Below are 21,892 nucleotides of genomic sequence, written 5' to 3'. Positions count from 1 at the left end.
TCAGGCGCTCTTCGTCGCGGCGATGATCTCGGTAAGCCTGATGCCGAAGCGCGACGGATCGTGCTCCAGCACCGTGATCTCGCCGCGTGCGATCCTGCGGCCGTTGACCACCACGTCGACCGGCTCGCCAATGCGGCGGTTAAGCGCCACGGTCGAGCCCTTCTGCAACGCCATCAACTCCGAAACCGGCATTTCGGTGCTGCCGAGGATGATCTGCACATCGACCGGGATCGTCATGATGATCGAGGAATTGGCTCCTGCCTGGAGGGCAGCGTCCGGTCGTTGTTCCTCTTCCCTGAGCACGCCGCGCAGTTCCTCGATGGCTCGGTCGAGCTGCTCGTCCGGCTGGTCGGCTTCGGGTTCGGCTTCCACCTTGGTCTTTGCCATGCCTCGTCTCCAATATTCCCAAGCCCGGCCTCAGCCCGGCATCAATCCGTCGATAAAATCCTGCCCGGCGTCGTGGGGATGCCGGATGCGGACCGTGTAATTCTGTCCGAGCTTACCGAACTCGCAGACAAAAAGCGTCTTGTCGCGCGCGCTGAGCCTGGCCTGCAGCTGCGCGTTCTCCTCGAACTCGATCACCTGGCCTGGCTGGAAGGCGGCGAGATCGCCAAGCGTCAGACGGGCGAGCGGCATGGTAGCCTCGAGCCGCACGGCCGAGCGCATCACCTCCTCCGAGAAGCGGGCCCGCCAGTCGAACTCCGTCGCCTGGTCGTCGCCTTGATGGGCGGTGGCGCCGCGCGTCGCCAGAAGGATGCGCTGCGGGATCATCACCGTCACCGTGCCGGCGTCGGTCGGCGTCGAGATGCCGTAGACGATGCGAATCGCCGCTCCGTCGCGCAGCACGCGCCGTTTTGCCTCGTTGCCGGACATCGCTTTGGCAACCGGCAGGCGCAGGTCGAGAGAACGCCTGCCTGATCCGTTCAGCGCCACCGCGACCTCCTGGAAGAGCATGGTCGCGACATCGATCTCGATCTGCGACAGGTCGCGCTCGATCGGCGCCACCGGCTGGTCCGGGTCGCCGCCGAACAGCGCCGAGACCATGACCGCGATCGCCGGCGCATCCATGACCAGCGTCATGGCGTCCGCCGAGGCTGGAGAAGAAACGATCGTCATGGCGAAGGTTTCGCCGGCGCGCATGCGCGCATCGGGGACGCGGCCCACTTCGACGGCCTGTAGGTCGACCGTGACCGGCGCGCCGAGCTCACCCGCAAGCGCCTTCTGCAGCAGCGGCAGCGAGCGTTCGGCCATGCCGCGGCCGACGCCGATCACCTGCGCGGCCTCGCCGCTGTCGCCGACGAGGCGCTCGATGATGAGAGCCCGGGTTTGCGACGGACTGCCCGGACTGGTCATGACGGCAAGCGGCCCTGACTGAAATTCTGCATGCTCAGGCCGCCTTCTTCTCGGCGGCGCCTGCATTCATCGTGCTCTGCTCGACGGCATCGATCGTCGGGCGCTCATAGGAAGAAATGGTCTTGCGGCCGAACTCGATCGCGACCTGCGGCAAGGCGCCGTTCATGTAGGCGAGCAGCGTCTGCTTGACGATGATGTAGAGGCGGTTCTTCTTCTCGCGCACCGTCTTGATCTTGGTGGCGACCGGACCGACCACGGCATAGGACAGGAAAATGCCGAGGAAGGTTCCGACGAGTGCGGCGCCGATCAGGCCGCCGAGGATTTCCGGCGACTGGTCGAGCGCGCCCATCGCCTTCACCACGCCGAGCACGGCGGCGACGATGCCGAGCGCCGGCAGGCCGTCGCCGACCGCGACCATCGCGTGATAGGCCTTCAGCTTGTCGGTGCGGATGGTCTGGATCTCCTCGTCCATCAGCGCCTCGATCTCGTGCGAGCGGGCATTGCCGATGATGATGATGCGGCAATAGTCGCAGATGAAATGCGTCAGATCGTGGTTCTTCAAGACGGTCGGGAAGGCCTGGAAGATCGCCGACTCTTCCGGATTGTCGATATGCGCCTCGACCTCGCTGCGCGACTTCGAGCGCAATTCGCGCATCAGGCTATGCAGCACGCCCAGCGTCTCGAGATAGTCGCGCTCCTTCGGCACCGCCTGCTTGAAGGCCTCGAGAATGCCCTTGCCGGTGTCCTTGACCGTCTTCATCGGATTGGCGACGAGGAAGGTGCCGAGCGCCGCGCCGCAGATGACCACCGCTTCCCATGGCTGCATCAGCACATGCAGATGGCCGCCCATGGCCATGAAGCCGCCGAGAACGCAGCCAAGCGTCACCACAAGTCCGATCAGAATACCCACAACAGGTCCTTCCGCATGTCACGTCGTGGATCAGGGATAGTCCTCGTGCCTTGTGTGAGGCTTGAATCACGAGGCGGGAACTCGATTCAGCTTCGCACAAGGAAGCTTCGCTATCATTCCTGGATAGCTTCGGCCGGAGGCGCATATGTTGAACACCTATACGAGCTACCAGCTCATCGCCAAGGACATCCCCAAGGCGATCGACCAGATCGAGTCGCAGCCCGTCGTGAAGCGCGAGACCGACTACTATCTGGCCAATATCGGCAACGTCAAAACCATCGACGATTTCGTCAAGAACACCAGGTTGTTCAACTATGCCATGAAGGCTTACGGCCTGAGCGACATGGCCTACGCCAAGGCCTTCATGGTCAAGGCGTTGAAGGAAGGTGTCTCCGACCCGGACAGCTTCGCCAACAAGCTGAGCGACAAGCGCTACGCCGATTTCGTCAAGGCGTTCAACTTCGCGGCCTACGGCTCGACCGCCACGCTGTTTCCCTCCGCCCAGCAAGGCGCCATCGACAAATACATGCGCCAGACGCTGGAGGAGAATGCCGGCGAGACCAATCAGGGCGTGCGTCTGGCGCTCTATTTCCAGCGCAAAGCGCCCGACATCACCAACTGGTATGACGTGCTCGCCGACACCGCGCTTTCGAGCGTGGTCCGCACCGCACTCGGCCTGCCCGACTCCTTCGCCTCCGCCGATATCGACAAGCAGGCGCAGGTGTTCGAGCAGAAGCTCGATATCGCCGACTTCAAGGACCCCGACAAGTTGAACAAGTTCCTGACCCGCTTCACCAGCCTGTGGGAGATCAACAACCCAACCTCCAGTGCCGTGACCTCGGTCAGCGTGCTCTTCGCGCAACCGACCACGGTCGGCATCTCGACCGATCTGATGATGGCCATGCAGAAGCTGAAATTCTGAGAACACCATGCAGGACAGTCTCTATGTCGCCCTCTCCTCACAGATTGCGCTCGAGCGTCGCCTCGACACCATCGCCGACAATGTCGCCAATGCCTCGACCATTGGCTTTCGCGCCACCGGCGTGAAATTCGAGGACGTGGTCTCCGGCACCGGGCCGAAGTCGGTCTCCTTCGCATCCTCCGGCAAGACCTATCTTTCCACCGCGCACGGCTCGATGACCGAAACCGGTAATCCTTTCGACTTCGCCATACAAGGCGACGCCTGGTTCGCCATCGAGACGCCGGCCGGCACGGTGATGACCCGCGACGGCCGTTTCTCCATGAACGAGAACGGCGAGCTGATGTCGATCGAAGGCTATCCGGTGCTGGACGGCGGCGGCGCGCCGATCCAGCTCGATCCGCGCAACGGCCCGCCCAAGGCCGGCGCCGACGGCTCGCTCCGCCAGAACGACCAGCTTGTCGGCGCCATCGGCCTTTACGATTTCGATCCGGGCGACAATTTTGTCCGCTACGGCAATTCGGGCATCGTGCCCGCACGCGCGCCGGAACCGGTCACCGACCGCTCCGACGTCGGCGTCGCGCAAGGGTTCCTGGAAGAGTCCAACGTCAATCCGGTGCTGGAGATGACCCGGCTGATCCAGGTGCAGCGCGCCTTCGAGAACACGGCGGCGCTGATCCGGCAGAGCGCTTCCTCCACCGACGACGCCATCAAGACGCTCGGTTCGAAGTAGCGGCATGGCTACCGGCTCGTCCCTGCTGCGCGCGCCAGAGAGGCTTATCGAAGCCAGCCCGACGGATCGGCTGGCCACGCTCGAAGGCGTCTGGCGGCGGTTCGGCAATCCGGAAAATTTGCTCAGCCGCGGCGGCCACGTCGTCGAGGTCTCGCCCACCCACTACAAGGTGGGCGGCCTCTCCGACATCGCCAGGCTCGGCGACATCGTCGAGCAGCGTGGCAAGGCCGGCACGCGCCGCGGCGAGATCGTCAGGATAGGCCGCGACGAGGTGGTGGTAGCGCCGTTCGACCGCAGCGCCGATGCCGGCCTCGGCGACGCCGTGTTCCGGCGCGGTCCGCTCGCGGTCGCGCCGCACGCTTCCTGGCGCGGACGCGCGATAGACGCCTTGACCCGCGTCATCGACGGCGGCCCGCCGCTGGCCAGGCCTAACGCCGCCGATGCCGCGCACGCACTGACGCCGGGCGCCATGTCGCGCCAGCGGGTCGGCACGAGCTTCCTGACCGGCGTGCGGGTGATCGACATCTTCACGCCGCTCTGCTTCGGCCAGCGGCTCGGCATCTTCGCCGGCTCCGGCGTCGGCAAGTCGACGCTGCTTGCCATGCTCGCCGGCGCCGAGGCCTTCGACACCGTCGTCGTCGCGCTGATCGGCGAACGCGGCCGCGAGGTGCGCGAATTCCTCGAGGACACCATCGGCGCCGACAGCATGGCAAAGACCGTTGCCGTCGTCGCCACCAGCGACGAGAGCGCCATGATGCGCCGGCGCGCTCCCGACACCGCCATGTGCGTGGCCGAGCATTTCCGCGACCAGGGCCATCGCGTGCTTCTGGTGCTGGATTCGATCACCCGCTTCGCCCATGCGCTGCGCGAGGTGGCGACCGGAACCGGCGAGCCGCCGGTCGCGCGCGGCTACCCGGCATCGGTCTTCACCGATCTGCCGAAGCTGCTGGAGCGAGCAGGGCCGGGCGTCGAAGGCCCCGGGGTTAAAGGCAAGGGGTCGATCACCGCCATCATCTCGGTTCTCGTCGACGGCGACGACCACAACGATCCGGTCGCCGATTCGGTGCGCGGCATCCTCGACGGCCATGTCGTGCTCGACCGCGCGATCGCCGAGCAGGGTCGCTATCCGCCGGTCAATCCGCTGTCGTCGATCTCGCGTCTCGCCGACAAGGCCTGGAGCGCCGAGCAGCGCATGCTGGTGACCAGGCTGAAGTCGATGATCGCGCGCTTCGAGGACACGCGCGACATCCGCCTGCTCGGCGCCTATCAGGGCGGCGCCGATGCCGAGCTCGACATCGCCGTGCGCCAGGTGCCGCTGATCTACGAGGCGCTCACGCAATCGCCGAGGGATCGCGCGTCGGCCGATCCGTTCGCCGATCTCGCCCGCCATCTCAAGGGGAAGCAGAATGGCGACCAAGGAGACTGATCTTCAGCACACCGAGCGCATGCTGCGCGAGATGATCGCCGAGGCCAAAGCCGCCGAGGAGGTCCACGCCAGCCGCGACTTGGCTATCAATGGCCTGTTCCCGAAAAAGGTGGAGTGGCCGCAGCCGCCGCGAGCCGAATTCCCGCGCCTGGCCAACAGGAAAGCGGACCGGCGCAGCGATTTCGTCATCGCCGCGCTCGGCATCACGCTCGGCCTGATCTGCGCGCTGTTTCCCTGGTACATCTTCTTCAACCAGGAGCAGTTCGGCGTGCAAGCCATCAAGTTCGGCGGCAGCGGCAGCAATTCCGGTCGCGCTGGCGGCGGGGTTGCAGCCGAACGCAGTGGACCGCTGACGGCGAAGGACGTTCCCAATGCCGATATCGACCTGCTTGCCACCGGAACGGTGCAGGACGACCCGGCCCCCGCGCCGGCGCCCGACGAGCAGCCCTTCCCCGTCGCATCGGGATTCAAGATGGTGCATGTCGCCAACGGCCGCGCCATGATCGAGGACGATACAGGCTTGTGGATCGTCCAGCGCGGCTCGGTCCTGCCCGATTCCAGCCGCGTCGCCTCGATCGAGCAGCGCGGCGGCAAATGGGTGATCGTCACCAGCACCGACAAGGTGATCGAGCTTTCCAAGTAGTGACGCGGTCGCGGCCGCGGGCTCGTCCCGCGCAAGGTCCGCGCAAGACTGGCAGCCTAGTCTTGTGCGTACTCGCCCGGAGAGTCCCATGGAACCCGTCAACCTCTTTGACCTCGCCACCCGGCAGTCGCAATGGCTGGCCGTGCGCCAGTCGGCGATCGCTTCCAACATCGCCAATGCCAACACGCCGGGCTACACGGCAAACGATGTCGAGCCCTTCGAAAAGGTTCTCGATCGCACAGCGGTGACGTTGAAAGCCACCGAGGCCGGCCATCTCGGCGCGGAGGCAACCAATGCCGGCTTCAACGTCAAGCCGGAGGAGCCCACCGGCTCGATCATGCCGTCGAAGAACACGGTCGTTCTCGAAGATGAGTTGATGAAGGCCGGCGAAGTGCGCCGCTCCTTCGAGCTCAACACGGCGATCGTGAAGGCCTTCCATTCGATGATGACGATGGTGGTGAAGAGCTGACCATGGACGCGCTGACCGCAGCCCTCAAAGTCGCGTCATCCGGCCTTGGCGCCCAGTCGGAGCGCCTGCGCGTGGTGTCGGAGAACCTCGCCAACGCGCAATCGACGGGCAACACGCCCGGTGCCGATCCCTATCGGCGCAAGACGATCACCTTTCAATCCGAGCTCGACCGCGCGAGCGGCGGCTCGCTGGTCGAGGTGAGCTCGATCGCGCGCGACCCGTCCGACTTCCCGATCGAGTTCCAGCCCGGCAACGAGGCCGCCGACGAAAAAGGCTACGTGAAGATGCCCAACGTCAATGTGCTGGTCGAAATGGCGGACATGAGCGAGGCGAACCGCTCCTACGAGGCGAACCTGCAGGTCATCAAGCAGGCTCGCGATCTGATTTCCATGACCATCGACCTGATGAGGAACCAGTAATGATCGGCGGTATCGGGGCACTACAGTTCAAACCGGCAATCGACGGCGCGGAAGCCGCCTCGCCAGGCCTGCTTCAGGGTGGTGTCGGGACGCAGGCAAGCGAAAGCGTCGGCGGCAGCTTCGCGGAGGCCCTCAGCCAGGCGGCGACCAAGACCGTCAACACGCTGCAGGGCGCCGAGCAGATGTCGATCCAGGCGCTCAAGGGCGATGCCGACACCCGCCAGGTTGTCGATGCGGTGCTGAGCGCCCAGCAGGCTCTGCAGACGACCATCGCCATCCGCGACAAGGTCGTCTCGGCCTACCTCGAAATCAGTCGCATGAGTATCTAGGACCGCGTCATGAAAGCCCTTGCCATCGCCGCGACCGGCATGAACGCCCAGCAGACCAATCTGGAAGTCATCGCCAACAACATCGCCAACATCAACACCACCGGCTACAAGCGCGCGCGGGCCGAATTCTCGGACCTGCTCTACCAGGTCGATCGCACGCAAGGGGTGCCCAACCGCTCGAACACCTCGCTGGTGCCCGAGGGCGTCTCGATCGGCCTCGGCGTCAAGACGACGGCCGTGCGCAACGTCCACACGCAGGGCGAGCTGACCAGCACCGGCAACAGCTTCGACCTGGCGCTGACCGGCAGGGGCTGGTTCCAGATCGAGGGTGCCGACGGCAGCACGCTCTATTCCCGCGCCGGCGCCTTCAACACCAATGCCACCGGACAGCTGGTCACCGTCGACGGCGCCAACGTCATTCCGGCGATCACCGTGCCGACCGATGCCGTCGAGGTCATCGTCAACAAGACCGGCCAGGTCTTTGCCCGCATCGACGGCCAGACCGACCTCCAGCTTCTCGGCCAGCTCCAGATCGCCAACTTCGCCAATGAAGCGGGCCTTGCGCCGCTCGGGGACAATCTGTTCCAGGAGACGGCGGCTTCCGGTCCGGCCAATGTCGGCGTTCCCGGCGATCCCGGCTTCGCCACGATCGAGCAGGGCTATCTGGAATCCTCCAACGTCGATCCGGTCAAGGAAATCACCGAGCTGATCTCGGCGCAGCGCGCCTATGAAATGAACTCCAAGGTCATCCAGGCCGCCGACGACATGGCCTCGGTGGTCTCCAAGAACATCAGGTAACGGATAATGGCGATGCCGGCCTCCTGCCCTGCTTTCCGACGCGCCGTGCTGGCCCTTGCGCTGGTGGCCGTCGACATGCCGGCGCTTGCGCAGGAATCGGCCAATCAAATCGCCGCCAGTCAGGCGGTCGGCGAGGCCGTGCTGATCCCCAGCCGTGTCATCTATCCCGGCGAGACCATCGAGCTTGCGGCGCTGAAGCAGGTGACCCTTGTGCCGGGCAAGCACAAGCCGGACGGCATGGCGACGCGCTCGGAGGAGCTGCAGGGCAAAGTCGCCAAGCGCACGCTGCTGCCCGGCCGCTACATCCCGGTAGCCGCCATCCGCGAGGCCTGGCTGGTCGAACAAGGAGCTTCCGTTCAGGTCTATTTCACTGCCGGCGCGCTCACCATCTCGGCCGCCGGCGTCACCTTGCAGCCGGGCGCCGCCGGCGACCAGATCAAGATCCGCAACATCGACAGCGGCAAGATCATCTCCGGCACGGTGATGGCCGACGGCACCATCAAGGTCGGCGCCTCGTGATGCGCGCCTTCGCACTTCTGCTGAGCGCCGCCATCAGCCTCCAGCCGGCATTGGCCGATGGGCTCACGCCCAAGGCCAAGCGCGAACTTGCGCAGAAAAATGGCGGCGTCTACGACGACCCTGAATACGATCCCGCCACCACCACGCGCATGTTCCGTGTTTCGACGGGACCGAGCACGCTGCCGCCGGGCCAGGTCGCGGCGCGCATCAAGGACATTGCCCAGCTGCAGAGCGCGCGCGACAACCAGCTTGTCGGCTACGGCCTGGTCATCGGCCTGGCCGGAACCGGCGACAGCCTGCGCAACTCGCCCTTCACCGAGCAGTCGATCCGCGCCATGCTGGAGAATCTCGGCATCGCCACCGAAGGCGGCAGCGCGCGTGCCAAGAACGTCGCCGCCGTCATCGTCACCGCCAACATGCCGCCTTTCGTCCAGTCGGGCGCGCGCATCGACATCGACGTCTCTTCGATGGGCGACGCCACCTCGCTCGCCGGCGGCACGTTGGTGATGACGCCACTGAAGGCCGCCGACGGCGAGATCTATGCCGTCGGACAAGGTTCGGTCATCGTGGGCGGCTTCGTCGCCAAGGGCCAGGCAGAGCAGTTGACGCAAGGCGTGCCCACCGCCGGCCGCGTGCCGAACGGCGCCATCGTCGAACGCCCGGTGCCCGCCGAGTTCGACGACCAGGGCGTGCTGACGCTGCAATTGCGCAATCCCGATTTCTCCACCGCCATCCGCATCGCCGACGCCGTCAACGATTACACCTCGCAGCGCTTCGGTGTGCGCGTCGCGGCCGAGCGCGACGCCCGCACCGTGCAGATCAGGCGGCCGAAGAACGTCTCCGCCGCGCGCTTCTACGCCGAGATCGAAAACCTGGTCGTCGAGTCGGATACGCCGGCTCGCGTCGTCATCGACGAGCGCACCGGCACCATCGTCATCGGCAACAACGTCAAGATCTCGCGCGTCGCGATCAGCCACGGCACGCTCACCGTGCGCATCACCGAAGCGCCGAAAGTGGTTCAGCCGGAGCCCTTCTCCAGGGGCGAGACCGCGGTCGAGCCCTTCACCGCCATCGAGGCCACGCGGCCCGACGCCCGCGTCGCCTTGCTCGACGGTCCCGATCTCGAAACGCTCGTCTCCGGCCTCAACCGTCTCGGCGTGAAGCCCGACGGCATCATCGCCATCCTGCAAGGCATCAAGTCGGCCGGCGCCTTGCAGGCCGACCTAGTTCTCCAATAGGCATGCCGATGATCGAGCTTTTCTCCTCAAAACCGCATCATCACCTGAGCCTCGTCGCCGCTGCCGCGATCGTTGCGCTGGTGAGCAGCGCCGCCCGCGCGGAAGAAGTGCGCCAGGTGCTGCCCGGCGGACAGGCGCCGGCTCAGCCGGCCCAGCTCACACGCGAGAAGGCGCCGGACGAAAGCGAGATCCAGCGTTTCTGCTCCAACATCGCCGACGCCGCGCGCGACCGCCGTTATGCCCTGCAGGCCGAGGAGTTGAAGCAGCTCCAGGCCGGCATCGACGAGCGCATGAAAGCTCTGGAGGCAAAGCGGACCGAATACGAAGAATGGCTGAAGCGCCGCGAAGTGTTCCTGGCGCGCGCCGAGGACAGCGTGGTCAAGATCTATGCCGGCATGAAGCCCGACGCCGCGGCCGAGCGGCTGGCGATGGTCAATGCTGAGCTCGCGGCGGCCATCCTGATGAAGCTCGATTCACGCAAAGCCGGCGTCATTCTCAACGAAATGGACCAGAAGGCGGCGGCGGCGCTCACCGGCATCATGGCCAGCGCGGCGCGAAGGGTTGATCCGTCATGAAGTTGAAACTGCTCGTCCTTGTCGCGGCTGTCGGTCTGTCCGGCTGCGGCACCGATCTCAAGGAGGTCGGCCGGGAGCCTGCGCTGTCGCCGGTCGGCTCCGGCATCGGCAATGGCGGCGGGGCTCCCTACAGCTATCCGGAGCCGCCGGCGGCGCCCGTGAAGAAATTCTCGCTGTGGGATGACCGCCAGAGCCGGCTCTTCACCGATCCGCGGGCGCTGCAGGAAGGCGACATCCTGACCGTCAACATCAAGCTCAACGACAAGGCCAATTTCAAGAACCAGAACGACCGCAGCCGCACCGCCGCGCGCAAGCTCGGCTACGACGTCACGCTCGGATGGGACGGCAAGAGCACCAGCGGCAAGGGCGATGCGGGCTTGAGCTCCAGCACCGAGACCAATGCCGACGGTGAGATCAAGCGCTCGGAAAACCTTGAGCTCAATGTCGCTGCCGTCGTCACCGAGGTGCTGCCCAACGGCAATCTGATGATCAGCGGCTCTCAGGAAGTGCGCGTCAACTATGAGCTTCGAGTGCTGACCATCGCCGGCATGGTGCGTCCCTCCGACATCGGCGCCGAGAACACGATCCCCTACGAGCGTATCGCCGAGGCGCGCATCTCCTATGGCGGCCGCGGTCGTGTGATGGAGGTCCAGCAGCCGGCTTACGGCCAGCAGATCCTCGACCAGGTTCTTCCTTTCTAGGCCGGGAGATCGCTGTCCGTGGCAAATGTCGAGCAGACACAGCCCAAGAAGGGACCTTCCCTGGTGGTTCAGCTCGCCATGCTTCTCGCCATGACGGGTGCTGCCATCGGCTTGGGCTGGGTTTCCGGCGGCTACCTCAAGCAGGGCGAAGCGCCGGCGCCGGTGCCTGCCGCGCCGGAGAATGCCGGCAGCCCGGAGAAACCCGCCGACGCAGACAAACCCGTTGCCGGACCGACGGTGGTCCAGCTCGCGCCGATCACCACCAATCTCGCTTCGCCGAGCGAAATCTGGATAAGGCTGGAGGCATCGCTGCTCTACGACGCGCCGCAGCCGCCGGAAATGACCGAGCAGATCCATCAGGACCTTCTCGCATACGTGCGCACGCTGAAAATGCATCAGATCGAAGGCGCCAGCGGCTACCAGCACCTCAAGGCCGATCTCGACGAGCGCGCTGCGCTGCGCAGCGGCGGCCACGTCAAACAGGTTCTCATCAGGACGATGCTGCTCGAATGAGAAAATTCCTCATCGCCACGGCGCTTATCGTCGTCACCACATCTGTCGCCGCGGCCCAGCAGCTCGATCTCGGCGGCATCGGCAAGGCCGACGGCACCACGGTCGGCTACCTCATCCAGATGTTCGGCCTGCTCACCGTGCTTTCGGTGGCGCCGGGCCTGCTGATCATGGTGACGAGCTTCACCCGCTTCGTCATCGCCTTCTCGATCCTGCGCGCCGGCATCGGCCTGCAGTCGACACCCGCCAACCTGATCCTGATCTCGTTGTCGCTGTTCATGACCTTCTATGTCATGGCGCCGACCTTCGACCAGGCCTGGAACACCGGCGTCAAGCCGCTGATGGACAACCAGATCACCCAGGCGGAGGCCTTCGAGAAGATCTCCGATCCGTTCCGCAGCTTCATGCTGCACAATGTGCGCGACAAGGATTTCGACCTCTTTGCCGATCTCGCCCGCGAGCGCGGCCAGACCGTGTCGCGCGAGACGGTCGATCTGCGCATCCTGGTGCCCGCCTTCATGATCTCGGAGATCAGGCGCGGCTTCGAGATCGGCTTCCTGATCGTGCTGCCGTTCCTCGTCATCGATCTCATCGTCGCCACCGTCACCATGGCCATGGGCATGATGATGCTGCCGCCGACGGTGGTCTCCCTGCCGTTCAAGATCATGTTTTTCGTGTTGATCGACGGCTGGAATCTTCTGGTCGGCAGCCTGGTGCGGTCCTTTACCTGACCCTCTCGCCGGCGGTGCGACGGTGCATCGCTCGAACGTTGCGCAATATATTTTCGATTAACCGTCCAGTTTAGCCGTTTGGTAGGAAGTTGCCCGCATAGTCCGCCCCAGATGGCGGGTGATCGGGTCTCAGCGATCATTGGCATGATGCCGCACCGTCATACCGGACAAGCCGGTATGTCAAAAAAATCCGTGTAAAAACAAGGTACGAGTAGCCATGTCCAGTATCATGACCAATTCCGCTGCGCTGACCGCGCTGCAGAGCCTCAGCAACACCAACAAGCAGCTCGAGATCACCCAGTCGCGCATTTCGACCGGCTACCGTGTCGCCACCGCCAGCGACAACGCCGCTTACTGGTCGATCGCCACGTCGATGAAGTCCGACAACAAGGCATTGTCGGCCGTGCAGGACTCGCTCGGCCTCGGCGCCGGCAAGGTCGACACCGCCTACACCGCCATCAATGACATCAAGGACCAGGTCGACCTGATCAAGTCCAAGCTGGTCACCGCGCGCGGTGCCAGCGTGGATGACCAGAAGAAGATCGCGACCGAAATCACGGCCATCCAGGCCCAGATCAAGTCGTCCGCCACCAACGCCAACTTCGCCGGTTCGAACCTGCTGATCAACGACGCCGCTGCAACCTCCGACCTGCATGTCGTCGCTTCGTACAACCGCACCGGCACAGCCGTCTCGATCGACACCGTCGACGTCACGGCCGCCAGCACGCAGGTTTTCGGCAAGACCGGCGCTGGCGCGACGGACTTTACCGCGGGTCTGCTGAAGGACGTCGTCGCCTCGACCTTCTTCGCCCCGGGCGCCACCGCCGTCACCGACGCCGCCATCGACACCGCGCTCGGCACCGTTGAAACGGCTCTGGGCGGCCTGGCGACCGGCGCAGCCTCGCTCGGCGCCGCCAAGTCGCGCATCGACACCCAGAAGAGCTTCCTGTCGAACCTCTCCGACTCGATCGACAAGGGCGTCGGCTCGCTGGTCGACGCCGACATGAACAAGGAATCGACCCGTCTGCAGGCCCTCCAGGTCCAGCAGCAGCTCGGCATCCAGGCGCTGTCGATCGCCAACGGCAACTCGCAGCAGATCCTGTCGCTCTTCCGCGGCTGATCGCCCAGCGAATTTCTGGTATCTGCATCGGGCCGCGCCATCAGCGCGGCCCGATTTTCATTGTGACGCCACTGTCCTCCGACGCGCGCCTCTTCCATTAAGAAATACTACCGCATCGCGGTTTCAAGGCAGGCTTTTAACGCGCCATTAACTGTGACGCGCTAGTTATGGTTAACCAATCGCTATGACGGGCCGACCGGTGGTCGACAGGCATGACGCCCCCGCCAGGAAGTTGACCGGCATGCGCGAGGCATGCCTGCTTTGAGAAGGGGTGTATCTTGGCTAGTATCATGACCAACGCCGCCGCGCTGACCGCGCTGCAGAGCCTGAACAACACCAACAAGGCGCTTGAAACGACACAGGGCCGCATCTCGACCGGCTATCGTGTCGCCACCGCCAGCGACAACGCCGCCTACTGGTCGATCGCAACCTCGATGCGGTCCGACAACCAGGCGCTGTCCGCCGTCCAGGACGCGCTCGGCCTCGGCGCCGGCAAGGTCGACACCGCTTACACCGCCATCACCAACATCAAGGATCAGGTTGACGCCATCAAGGCCAAGCTGGTCACCGCCCGCGGCGCCAGCCAGGACAACCAGCAGAAGATCGCTACCGAAATCAAGGCCATCCAGGACCAGATCAAGTCCTCCGTCACCAATGCCAGCTATGCCGGCTCGAACCTGCTGCAGAACGACGGCACCGCCGCCTCCGACCTGCAGATCGTCGCTTCATACAACCGCACCGGCACGACGGTCGCCATCGACACCATCACGGTCAAGTCGGCTGACACGCAGGTTCTCGACACGGCTGGCACCGGCGGCATCGTCGGCGGCCTGCTCGCCACAGCCTTCTTCGACCCGAGCGCGGCCGCCGTTTCCGACGCCAACATCGACACGGCGCTCGACAGCGTTGAAACCGCGCTTGCCAAGCTCGCCACCGGCGCTGCTTATCTCGGCGCCGCCAAGTCGCGCATCGACACCCAGAAGAGCTTCCTTTCCAATTTGAGCGACTCGATCGACAAGGGCGTCGGCGCCCTGGTGGACGCCGACATGAACAAGGAATCGACCCGCCTGCAGGCCCTCCAGGTCCAGCAGCAGCTCGGCATCCAGGCGCTGTCGATCGCCAACGGCAACTCGCAGTCGATCCTGGCCCTGTTCAAGAGCTGATATTCCGGCTGAAGCAACCCTTCCGTCAGAAGGCCGCGTCTTGACGCGGCCCTTTCGCTTGCGCCGGATCGCTGCTTCCGTGTCTCGCGCGGCCCTTGGCGGCACGCCCTATCATCCTCGCACAAGCTTCGCGGTCTAGTCTTCCGGCGGACAGTCATGCTGGGAGCGGTTGAATCGTGCCGGAACAGATCCAGAGCCTCATCGCGAACCTCCGCGGATTCGGCATCAGGCGTCTCGCTCTCATGGGCGGCATCGCCGCATTGGTCATGGCCGTCATCGGCGTCGCCTCGGTCTACCTCAACCGTCCGGCCTACGAGACACTTTATGTCGGGCTCGATCGCAACGACGTGAACCAGATTGGCCTGGTGCTGGGCGAGGCCGGCATCGGCTTCGATGTCGGCGCCGACGGAACGTCGGTGCTGGTGCCGGCCGGTACCACCGCGCAGGCGCGCATGCTGCTTGCCGAGAAGGGACTGCCGACCAGCGCCAACGCCGGCTACGAGCTGTTCGACAATGTCGGCTCGCTTGGCCTCACCTCCTTCATGCAGCAGATCACCCGCGTACGCGCGCTGGAAGGCGAGATCGCGCGCACCATCCAGTCGATTGCCGGCGTCAAGGCGGCGCGCGTCCACATCGTCATGTCCGAGCGCGCCAATTTCCGCCGCGACGAGCAGCAGCCTTCCGCTTCAGTGGTCATCCGCTATGCCGGCGTTGATGCCGAGAAGAGCGCGCAGTCGATCCGCCACCTGGTCGCCGCGGCGGTTCCGGGCCTGTCGGCCGACAAGGTCACCGTGCTCGATTCCAACGGCAACCTGCTCGCCGCCGGCGACGACACCTCCAACACCAGCGCTGCCCGCACGCTTGGCGTCGAGCAGACGGTCGAGGCGCAGATCGGCGACAACATCCGCCGCGCGCTCACCCCCTATCTCGGCCCCGACAATTTCCGCGCCAGCGTCAAGGCCGACGTCAACACCGACACCCGCCAGACCGAAGAGACGATCTTCGATCCCGAATCCCGTGTCGAGCGGTCGGTGCAGTCGGTGCGCACCAACGAGGCCAGCAACCAGAAACAGGCCTCGACCCCGACCAGCGTCGAGCAGAACCTGCCCGAGACGCAGACGTCCAGCACCGAGGGGCCGCAGTCCTCCTCGCAGAACGACCGCAAGGAAGAGATCACCAACTACGAGATCAACTCCAAGAAGATCGCCACCGTCTCCAACGGCTATTCGGTGACCAAGATGTCGATCGCCGTCGTCGTCAACCAGGATCGGCTCAAAACCATTCTCGGCAAGGACGCGACACCGGAGCAGATCGCCAAGCGCGTCGCCGACATCCAGAAGATGGTGGCCTCGGCGACCGGCTTCGACGATAAACGCGGCGACATCATCGACGTTTCGGCGGTCGAGTTCATCGACGGACTGGATGGCGAGCCAATCGATCAGCCCGGTATCCTAGCCTCGATCGGCACATATACCGGCACGATGATCAATGCCGGCGCGTTCATCGTCGTCGTGTTCCTGGTCGCCTTCTTTGGACTCAAGCCGATGGCGACCGCGCTGACGGCAGCGGCGAAGCCTGCTGCCGTCGCCGGTCCGAGCTTCGACGATGTCCAGCGCTCGCTGCCGACGCCTGACGCGCCGGTGGCCGCGATTGCCTCCGACACACCGGTAGGCGCCTTGCCGGGCGCCCGCCCCGGCACCACCCCGCTCGACGACCTGCGTCAGAAGATCAGGCCAGCGCCGCAGGAACGGCTGGCGCGCATGGTCGACCTCAATGAGGAGCGTACGGCCCAGATCCTGCGCAAATGGGCCGCCGCCCCTGAAGCGGCGGCATAAGTCATGGCTTCGGGAGCTCTTTTCGATCTCTTGCCTGATTTCGGTTCGCGCACCCCGCGCGCCGGCCAAGCGCCGGCGGCCGTCGACATCGAGCGCAAGCCGGAGGTATCGCCGCCGCAGGCCGACATCGGCTCTTTGATCGCCGAGGCGGTGGCCGATGCGGAAGCGGCGCTCGAGGCCCGCCTCACGGCCGCCCATCAAGCGGCGCTCGAAGCCGAGCGCCGGGCCAATGACGATGCGGCGCAAGCATTCCTGGAAAGCTTCGGCGGCGATCTCGGCGCGGCGGTCGCGATGCGCATCGATGCGATGGAAGCGCGCGTTGCCGATCTCACCGCCGCGACGGTTGCCCGCATCGTCGGCGGTATCGTCAGCGACGATCTGCAAAAGCGCTCGCTCGACGCCCTTGCCCGTACCATCAGCGCCGCGATCGCCGACGGCGAGGCCGTGCGCATCGGCGTGCGCGGGCCGCTGTCGCTGTTCGAGCCGCTGAAGGCAGCACTTGGAGACCGCGCGGCCAATCTCGATTTCACCGAAGCTCCGGGGTTCGACCTGACCGTGACCATCGATGAAACGGTGTTCGAGACGCGCATGGCCGAATGGTCGGCTTCCTTCTCGGAGGTTCTGTCATGAGCGCCATCGAGGGTGAGCCCCGGCACGAGATCATCATCGTCAAGCGCAATCACGACGGTCACGACGACGGCCATCATGGCGGCGTCTGGAAGATCGCCTTTGCCGACTTCATGACCGCCATGATGTGCTTCTTTCTCGTCATGTGGCTGATCAACGCCGCCAACGAGCAGACCAAGGCGGCGGTCGCCAGCTACTTCAACCCGGTGGAGCTGATCGACCGCAACTCCAGCCGCAAGGGCCTGGAGGATCTCGGCGACGGGCCGAGCAAGGTTGGTCTCACCGCCGACAACCCGCAGGATGGCGCGAGCAAGGCCGGCGAGAACGGCAAGGGCGGCGCCGGCTCGTCCGACCGCAGGCAGACGAAGGAGGCCTCGCAAAAGTCCGATCTTTCCGACGAGCATCTGTTTGCCGATCCCTACGCTGTGCTGTCAGAGATCGCCACCGACACCGGCGTGATGCAGAATGTCAGCGCCAAGGGCGAAGGCGGCGCCCAGAACGCCGGACCGGCGACCGGTGCTTCCGGCGGCGAATCCTATCGCGATCCTTTCGCGCCGGATTTCTGGTCGCAGCAGGTGGCGACGCCTGGCGCCGAAGCCAGCGCCGAACGCAAGAAGATCGAAGGCGACCCAGCCAAGCCCGGCGAGAAGGTCGCCGAAACCCAAGTGCCGAAGGTCAAGGCCGTTCCGCCCACGCCGCCGCAATTGGATGCGCCGCTCGAGCCGTTGGCGACACCGGAAAAACCCAGTGCCAAGGTGACTGCCGCATCGGACGGCACGAAAGTCGGGAAAGCCGACGGCAAGGAGATCAAGGGCGAAAAAGCCGAAGGTGAGAAGGCAGACGTCGAAAAAGCCGGAGGCGCCGCCAAATCCGATATCGCGAAGGCCGAAGCGGCTAAGGCGGAGACGGAACAAGCTTCCGACAAGGAGGAAAAGGCCCCGAGCAGCGCCGCCCTCAAGGCCGCGGCCGAGATCAAGCAGGAACTGGCCAAGGCCTTCGCGCCAGGTGAAAAACTGGCGGCGGGCGTCTCCGTCGAGGCCACCGACAAGGGCGTCGTCATCTCGATCACCGACCAGCTCGACTTCGGCATGTTCGAGATCGGCTCAGCCCTGCCGCGCCGCGAGCTGGTGCTGGCGATGGAGAAGATCGGCCACATCATCAACGAGAAGAAAGGCACGATCACCATCGGCGGCCATACCGATGCGCGGCCGTTCCGCAGCGACACCTACGACAATTGGCGACTGTCCACCGCCCGCGCCCACTCCGCCTACTACATGCTGGTGCGCGGCGGCGTCGACGAAAGCCGCATCACCGAGGTCGCCGGCTTCGCCGACCGTCAGCCCAAGATCCCGTCCGATCCGCTGGCGGCCGCAAACCGCCGCATCGAGATCCTGATGGCGACCGGCGGATGAGGGGCAGGACCGTCATCGGCCGCGCCGTCGGGCTGCTCCTGCTTACCGCTGGATCGCCCGGGGTGGCTTTCGCGCAGGACGATGGCTTGCAGCCCTATCAGCTGGTGCGTTCGCTGCAGCTGATCCAGGACCGTATCGCCGGCGGCGACCATGCGGCGCTGCCGATGCAGGCCAAGCTTCTGGAAATGGCCGATGCCAGGCTTCGCGCGGCCGATGCCGGGGATTTCAAGAACCCGAAGAATTTCCGCGCACTGCTCGTCTACGGCATGAGCGGCGGCAACCCGGTCACCGTCGAGGCAGCGGCTTCGCGCGCGACGACCGACCCGCAGAGCCTGGCCATCGCCAAGGGGATCGTCGCCTATCTGAACGGCCGGCCGGCCGCCGCGATCGAAATCCTGAAGCCGATCGATCCGATGAGCGTGCCCCCCGACCTCGGCGCCTTCCTGGCGCTGGTCAAGGGTTCGCTGCTTGCGACCGATGAACCCTTAAGCGCGCTCACCCTGCTGGACGAGGCGCGCCTGCTCAGCCCCGGTACGCTGGTCGAGGAAGCAGCCCTTCGCCGCTCCGTCGGCATCGCCGCGGCGCAAGGCAACGCCGCTCGCTTCGCGCTCGCCTCGACGCAGTATGTCGCCGGCTATCTCTATTCGCCCTATGCCAGTCAGTTCGCAGACTCCTTCGTCTCCGGTGTCATTGCGCTCCATATGTCGATCGGCCAGGACAAGCTGGCCGACATCACGTCGATGATGGATGCCGAGCGCGAGAAGGTGATCTACCTGCGCATCGCGCGCCGCGCCGCGATCGACGGGCTGACCGACCTCTCGGCCTTTGCCTCGGCGCGGGCCGAGCGGGGCCGCAACGGCAACGGCAATCAGGACGATCCGCGGGCCGTGCTCTACTCGAGCCTCTCCACGGTGACGTCGGCCACGATCGACGACGTGCGCGCCAGGCTCGGCAAGATCGATCGCGGCAAGCTTTCGGAAGGCGACCGCGCCTTGCTCGATGCGGCGCAAGCCGTCGCCGGCGAGGTTGTCGCTCCTGTGCCGGCGGCCGCCAAGAACAAGACCGAGGCTGCAGATCCGGCAAAGAGCGATGCGGCGAAACCCGCCGCCGAAACCGACCCCGCGGGCCAGGTCGACGCCGATGCCTTGCCGCCGGTGGAAGGCGCGATCTCCGAGCAGCCGGCTGTCGCCGCCCTGGCCAAGCCGGCGGCGGACGCGCCGGCCGCAGCTCCCGTGCCGCCTACCCCACCAGCGACGGCTCAGTCCACGGCCCAAGCTCCGGCCTCCGCCCCACCCGAAACACCGCCGGTGCTGCCTGCGTCCGCGCCGGCGGCTTCGGGTCTTGATCCGCACGATCCCACCGACGCCGCGATGCTCAATACACGCCGGCAGCTCGACCAGATTGACCAATTGCTCGGAGCCGCTCCCAAATGACCAGCGCCCAAATGACCAGCGTGAGTCAGGCCCTGTCGGGACCAGGCCCCACCCACACCCAGTCACGCCAGCAGGCTGCCGACGGGAAGGAGAAAGGCTCGAATTTCGGCGAGATGGTGCATGGCGCCGAAAAATCGGTCCGGCAGGGCAAGCAGCCGGCCGAGTCTCTTTCTTCCGATGCGCACTCGGCGCGGCGCGCCCTCGCCGGTTCGTCCAAGGTACAGCCTGACCAGGATGGGCAGAACAAGACCGCCGCACAAAAGCCGGCAGCCGGAAAAGCCACCAAGAACAATGCCGACACCGGTCATGCGAAGGCAGCGGACAATGCCAGCTCGGCCGGGCAATCGTCCGGTGCCGCTCAGTTCCAGGACGGCTTGCCCTTGCTGATGGCGTTGGGCGACATCCGCCATTTCGCAACATCGACAAATGCCGGTCGCGACGGATCCACGGCCGAGGGAGAGGCAGGGATCCAGCCCCCCATTGGCCGGTCCGCCGCTTCGCACCTGGCGATCCGTCAGGGCAAACGTGCATTGGCCGACGCCTCCGAAAGCTCCGAGCCGTTGCCGCGATCCGGTAGCGCGGGACCAGCGACGGAGAAGTCCGGACCCGATTTCGGACAGAAACCGGTGAGCGCCGGTCCGGCCGGGGACGCACTGGTCCGCAAGGACGACATCCCGCCGGGAACGCAAGGCACCGAAACCGACGCCGCGACGCCGCACGGCTGGCGGCCGGCAGTCGCCCAGAAGGCCACCCAAACGGCGCAATCCATCGCGTCGATCAATCAGACCAGGCCATCCCCGGCTGCCGGGCGCATGGATGTCGTCAGCGAGCAGAGCTTCCCCGCGCCGGCGCAGAATCCCATCAGCCAGACGGCATCGGCGCTGGTTGAGGCGATCGCTTCGGACAATGGCGTCCAGCAGAGCTTCTCGAGCGCCTCGGTTGCCGCTCAGACGGCCAATTCTGTTGCCGTTCCGACACATGTCCTGAAGATCGAGCTCCACCCTTCGGAGCTCGGCATGGTGACCGCCAGCCTAAGGCTCTCGGGAGAGCAACTTTCGATTGAGATGAAGCCGGAAACGCATGAGGCATATCGCCGTCTCTCCGCCGACAGCGACGCCATCGTCAAGTCTATGCGGAGCCTCGGATTCGACGTGGACAAGGTCACTATCCTGCAACCCTCGATAGCAGTACATTCGGCAAGCCGCGCCGATGCCAACAGCGCGCTGCCGATGTCGACGGGCCGCGACCAGCCTTCATTCCAACCGGGGAATTCGGGCGGCAACGGCGCCGGCGGCGATCGGCAACCGGGAAGGAACGACGGCAATGGCGCACAGGAATTCGGCCGCGCTGCTTCGCCTCTTCGCGAGCGCGCTGGCGACGATATCTATATCTAGCCTGGCTGTCGGCGCCGCCAAAGCCGCCGGCAATCCCTGCGAGCCGGAAATCCTGCGCGCCGCCGATCGCTACGGCGTGCCGGCGGGTATCCTCTACGCGGTCGGCCTGACAGAGACTGGAAAGAAGGGCAGCCTTCAGCCCAACGCTTTGAATATAGAAGGAAAAGCTGTCTTCCCGCGCAGCCGCGGCGAAGCGTTGGCGACATTCGAGAATGCCCGTCACGAGGGCAAGACGCTGATCGACCTCGGCTGCATGCAGATCAACCATCGCTATCACGGCGATCATTTCCGCAGCGTCGACGACATGCTCGATCCGCACCAGAATGTCGACTACGCGGCGCGCTTCCTGGTGAGCCTCCATGCCCGCCATATGACCTGGTCGATGGCTGTCGCCCGCTATCATGCGGGCCCGAACAACGACCCGGCGCAGAAGATCTATGTCTGCCGCGTTATCGCCAACATGGTCGCCACCGGCTTCGGCAAATGGACGCCGAACGCCGCCGCCTTCTGCAATCATTAGTTGTTGCTGCGACGACTTTGAACCGGGCGCCGTCGAGGTTCCCGGCGACTCCAGTATCGTCCCCGATCCGGTGCCGCCAATACACCTCGTACAACCGCCTTTATTACGGCTCCCA

At 65.2% G+C, this 21,892-nt stretch carries 25 protein-coding genes; 22 read left to right on the top strand and 3 right to left on the bottom strand.

Annotation, left to right across the window (positions count from 1 at the left end):
- The 3 genes from fliN to motA are packed head-to-tail and all read right to left on the bottom strand — an operon-like array spanning nucleotide 1 to nucleotide 2,263.
- Nucleotides 1–387, bottom strand: coding sequence for a flagellar motor switch protein FliN (gene fliN, locus AC4FWB_RS11235; protein ID WP_126098123.1), 387 nt, complete (start codon nucleotides 385–387; stop codon nucleotides 1–3).
- A 30-nt stretch (nucleotides 388–417) separates the two neighbouring features.
- Nucleotides 418–1,353: a FliM/FliN family flagellar motor switch protein gene (locus AC4FWB_RS11230; protein ID WP_491026064.1), complete on the bottom strand. Its 936-nt coding sequence runs from the start codon at nucleotides 1,351–1,353 to the stop codon at nucleotides 418–420.
- Between the two features lie 34 nt (nucleotides 1,354–1,387).
- Nucleotides 1,388–2,263, bottom strand: coding sequence for a flagellar motor stator protein MotA (gene motA, locus AC4FWB_RS11225; protein WP_491026063.1), 876 nt, complete (start codon nucleotides 2,261–2,263; stop codon nucleotides 1,388–1,390).
- A gap of 145 nt (nucleotides 2,264–2,408) precedes the next feature.
- Here motA and AC4FWB_RS11220 point away from each other — a divergent pair, with 145 nt between their 5' ends.
- From AC4FWB_RS11220 to AC4FWB_RS11115, 22 genes are all read left to right on the top strand, one after another.
- The gene (locus tag AC4FWB_RS11220) at nucleotides 2,409–3,185 is read left to right on the top strand and encodes a DUF1217 domain-containing protein (protein ID WP_491026062.1); all 777 of its coding nucleotides are present in this window, start codon (nucleotides 2,409–2,411) and stop codon (nucleotides 3,183–3,185) included.
- 7 nt (nucleotides 3,186–3,192) lie between these two features.
- Nucleotides 3,193–3,915, top strand: a complete 723-nt coding sequence (gene flgF / locus AC4FWB_RS11215) for a flagellar basal-body rod protein FlgF (protein WP_491026061.1) — start codon at nucleotides 3,193–3,195, stop codon at nucleotides 3,913–3,915.
- A 4-nt stretch (nucleotides 3,916–3,919) separates the two neighbouring features.
- Entirely contained in the window at nucleotides 3,920–5,341 is a 1,422-nt protein-coding gene (gene fliI, locus AC4FWB_RS11210; protein WP_491026060.1) for a flagellar protein export ATPase FliI, read from the top strand.
- Nucleotides 5,322–5,984 carry a hypothetical protein gene (locus AC4FWB_RS11205; RefSeq protein ID WP_491026059.1) on the top strand — a complete coding sequence of 221 codons (663 nt, stop codon included), beginning with the start codon at nucleotides 5,322–5,324 and terminating at the stop codon, nucleotides 5,982–5,984. Before fliI ends, AC4FWB_RS11205 begins: the two co-directional genes overlap by 20 nt.
- An 88-nt stretch (nucleotides 5,985–6,072) precedes the next feature.
- Nucleotides 6,073–6,453, top strand: coding sequence for a flagellar basal body rod protein FlgB (flgB, locus tag AC4FWB_RS11200; protein ID WP_491026058.1), 381 nt, complete (start codon nucleotides 6,073–6,075; stop codon nucleotides 6,451–6,453).
- A 2-nt stretch (nucleotides 6,454–6,455) separates the two neighbouring features.
- A complete protein-coding gene (flgC, locus tag AC4FWB_RS11195) occupies nucleotides 6,456–6,872 on the top strand; it encodes a flagellar basal body rod protein FlgC (RefSeq protein ID WP_126092197.1) in 417 nt (138 codons plus the stop codon).
- On the top strand, nucleotides 6,872–7,201 hold the full coding sequence (gene fliE, locus AC4FWB_RS11190) for a flagellar hook-basal body complex protein FliE (protein WP_491026057.1): 330 nt from the start codon (nucleotides 6,872–6,874) through the stop codon (nucleotides 7,199–7,201). The genes flgC and fliE overlap by 1 nt, the downstream gene beginning before the upstream one ends.
- 9 nt (nucleotides 7,202–7,210) lie before the next feature.
- Nucleotides 7,211–7,999: a flagellar basal-body rod protein FlgG gene (gene flgG / locus AC4FWB_RS11185; RefSeq protein ID WP_320219702.1), complete on the top strand. Its 789-nt coding sequence runs from the start codon at nucleotides 7,211–7,213 to the stop codon at nucleotides 7,997–7,999.
- A 6-nt stretch (nucleotides 8,000–8,005) separates the two neighbouring features.
- Nucleotides 8,006–8,518, top strand: a complete 513-nt coding sequence (flgA, locus tag AC4FWB_RS11180; RefSeq protein ID WP_491026056.1) for a flagellar basal body P-ring formation chaperone FlgA — start codon at nucleotides 8,006–8,008, stop codon at nucleotides 8,516–8,518.
- Complete coding sequence (locus AC4FWB_RS11175) at nucleotides 8,515–9,756, top strand: flagellar basal body P-ring protein FlgI (protein WP_491026055.1); 1,242 nt, start codon at nucleotides 8,515–8,517, stop codon at nucleotides 9,754–9,756. The genes flgA and AC4FWB_RS11175 overlap by 4 nt, the downstream gene beginning before the upstream one ends.
- 2 nt (nucleotides 9,757–9,758) lie before the next feature.
- Nucleotides 9,759–10,331, top strand: a complete 573-nt coding sequence (locus AC4FWB_RS11170) for a MotE family protein (protein WP_491026054.1) — start codon at nucleotides 9,759–9,761, stop codon at nucleotides 10,329–10,331.
- A complete protein-coding gene (flgH, locus tag AC4FWB_RS11165; protein ID WP_491026053.1) occupies nucleotides 10,328–11,032 on the top strand; it encodes a flagellar basal body L-ring protein FlgH in 705 nt (234 codons plus the stop codon). Before AC4FWB_RS11170 ends, flgH begins: the two co-directional genes overlap by 4 nt.
- A gap of 18 nt (nucleotides 11,033–11,050) precedes the next feature.
- Nucleotides 11,051–11,545: a flagellar basal body-associated FliL family protein gene (locus AC4FWB_RS11160; protein WP_491026052.1), complete on the top strand. Its 495-nt coding sequence runs from the start codon at nucleotides 11,051–11,053 to the stop codon at nucleotides 11,543–11,545.
- A complete protein-coding gene (gene fliP / locus AC4FWB_RS11155) occupies nucleotides 11,542–12,273 on the top strand; it encodes a flagellar type III secretion system pore protein FliP (protein WP_491026051.1) in 732 nt (243 codons plus the stop codon). The genes AC4FWB_RS11160 and fliP overlap by 4 nt, the downstream gene beginning before the upstream one ends.
- 217 nt (nucleotides 12,274–12,490) lie before the next feature.
- Nucleotides 12,491–13,393 carry a flagellin N-terminal helical domain-containing protein gene (locus tag AC4FWB_RS11150; protein ID WP_491026050.1) on the top strand — a complete coding sequence of 301 codons (903 nt, stop codon included), beginning with the start codon at nucleotides 12,491–12,493 and terminating at the stop codon, nucleotides 13,391–13,393.
- 278 nt (nucleotides 13,394–13,671) lie between these two features.
- Nucleotides 13,672–14,556: a flagellin N-terminal helical domain-containing protein gene (locus AC4FWB_RS11145; protein ID WP_491026049.1), complete on the top strand. Its 885-nt coding sequence runs from the start codon at nucleotides 13,672–13,674 to the stop codon at nucleotides 14,554–14,556.
- Between the two features lie 176 nt (nucleotides 14,557–14,732).
- Entirely contained in the window at nucleotides 14,733–16,391 is a 1,659-nt protein-coding gene (fliF, locus tag AC4FWB_RS11140; protein WP_491026048.1) for a flagellar basal-body MS-ring/collar protein FliF, read from the top strand.
- Nucleotides 16,392–16,394: 3 nt separating this feature from the next.
- Nucleotides 16,395–17,021, top strand: a complete 627-nt coding sequence (locus tag AC4FWB_RS11135; protein ID WP_491026047.1) for a hypothetical protein — start codon at nucleotides 16,395–16,397, stop codon at nucleotides 17,019–17,021.
- Nucleotides 17,018–18,430 (top strand): MotB family protein, encoded by a 1,413-nt coding sequence (locus tag AC4FWB_RS11130; protein WP_491026046.1) that lies wholly within the window; start codon nucleotides 17,018–17,020, stop codon nucleotides 18,428–18,430. Before AC4FWB_RS11135 ends, AC4FWB_RS11130 begins: the two co-directional genes overlap by 4 nt.
- Nucleotides 18,427–19,863: a MotC family chemotaxis protein gene (locus AC4FWB_RS11125; protein WP_491026045.1), complete on the top strand. Its 1,437-nt coding sequence runs from the start codon at nucleotides 18,427–18,429 to the stop codon at nucleotides 19,861–19,863. Before AC4FWB_RS11130 ends, AC4FWB_RS11125 begins: the two co-directional genes overlap by 4 nt.
- Nucleotides 19,860–21,257, top strand: coding sequence for a flagellar hook-length control protein FliK (fliK, locus tag AC4FWB_RS11120; RefSeq protein ID WP_491026044.1), 1,398 nt, complete (start codon nucleotides 19,860–19,862; stop codon nucleotides 21,255–21,257). The genes AC4FWB_RS11125 and fliK overlap by 4 nt, the downstream gene beginning before the upstream one ends.
- Nucleotides 21,187–21,777 (top strand): transglycosylase SLT domain-containing protein, encoded by a 591-nt coding sequence (locus AC4FWB_RS11115; protein WP_491026043.1) that lies wholly within the window; start codon nucleotides 21,187–21,189, stop codon nucleotides 21,775–21,777. The genes fliK and AC4FWB_RS11115 overlap by 71 nt, the downstream gene beginning before the upstream one ends.
- Nucleotides 21,778–21,892: the final 115 nt, after the last annotated feature.

It is taken from the genome of Mesorhizobium sp. LEGMi-168a (genome assembly GCF_058312955.1).
This window is presented reverse-complemented; position numbering and strand designations above follow the sequence as displayed.

Coding starts and splice junctions, on each gene's coding strand:
- fliN (WP_126098123.1), bottom strand. CDS start 387: ATGGCAAAGACCAAGGTGGAAGCCGAACCCGAAGCCGACCAGCCGGAC.
- AC4FWB_RS11230 (WP_491026064.1), bottom strand. CDS start 1,353: ATGACCAGTCCGGGCAGTCCGTCGCAAACCCGGGCTCTCATCATCGAG.
- AC4FWB_RS11220 (WP_491026062.1), top strand. CDS start 2,409: ATGTTGAACACCTATACGAGCTACCAGCTCATCGCCAAGGACATCCCC.
- flgF (WP_491026061.1), top strand. CDS start 3,193: ATGCAGGACAGTCTCTATGTCGCCCTCTCCTCACAGATTGCGCTCGAG.
- fliI (WP_491026060.1), top strand. CDS start 3,920: ATGGCTACCGGCTCGTCCCTGCTGCGCGCGCCAGAGAGGCTTATCGAA.
- AC4FWB_RS11205 (WP_491026059.1), top strand. CDS start 5,322: ATGGCGACCAAGGAGACTGATCTTCAGCACACCGAGCGCATGCTGCGC.
- flgB (WP_491026058.1), top strand. CDS start 6,073: ATGGAACCCGTCAACCTCTTTGACCTCGCCACCCGGCAGTCGCAATGG.
- flgC (WP_126092197.1), top strand. CDS start 6,456: ATGGACGCGCTGACCGCAGCCCTCAAAGTCGCGTCATCCGGCCTTGGC.
- fliE (WP_491026057.1), top strand. CDS start 6,872: ATGATCGGCGGTATCGGGGCACTACAGTTCAAACCGGCAATCGACGGC.
- flgG (WP_320219702.1), top strand. CDS start 7,211: ATGAAAGCCCTTGCCATCGCCGCGACCGGCATGAACGCCCAGCAGACC.
- flgA (WP_491026056.1), top strand. CDS start 8,006: ATGGCGATGCCGGCCTCCTGCCCTGCTTTCCGACGCGCCGTGCTGGCC.
- AC4FWB_RS11170 (WP_491026054.1), top strand. CDS start 9,759: ATGCCGATGATCGAGCTTTTCTCCTCAAAACCGCATCATCACCTGAGC.
- flgH (WP_491026053.1), top strand. CDS start 10,328: ATGAAGTTGAAACTGCTCGTCCTTGTCGCGGCTGTCGGTCTGTCCGGC.
- fliP (WP_491026051.1), top strand. CDS start 11,542: ATGAGAAAATTCCTCATCGCCACGGCGCTTATCGTCGTCACCACATCT.
- AC4FWB_RS11150 (WP_491026050.1), top strand. CDS start 12,491: ATGTCCAGTATCATGACCAATTCCGCTGCGCTGACCGCGCTGCAGAGC.
- AC4FWB_RS11135 (WP_491026047.1), top strand. CDS start 16,395: ATGGCTTCGGGAGCTCTTTTCGATCTCTTGCCTGATTTCGGTTCGCGC.
- AC4FWB_RS11130 (WP_491026046.1), top strand. CDS start 17,018: ATGAGCGCCATCGAGGGTGAGCCCCGGCACGAGATCATCATCGTCAAG.
- AC4FWB_RS11125 (WP_491026045.1), top strand. CDS start 18,427: ATGAGGGGCAGGACCGTCATCGGCCGCGCCGTCGGGCTGCTCCTGCTT.
- fliK (WP_491026044.1), top strand. CDS start 19,860: ATGACCAGCGCCCAAATGACCAGCGTGAGTCAGGCCCTGTCGGGACCA.
- AC4FWB_RS11115 (WP_491026043.1), top strand. CDS start 21,187: ATGGCGCACAGGAATTCGGCCGCGCTGCTTCGCCTCTTCGCGAGCGCG.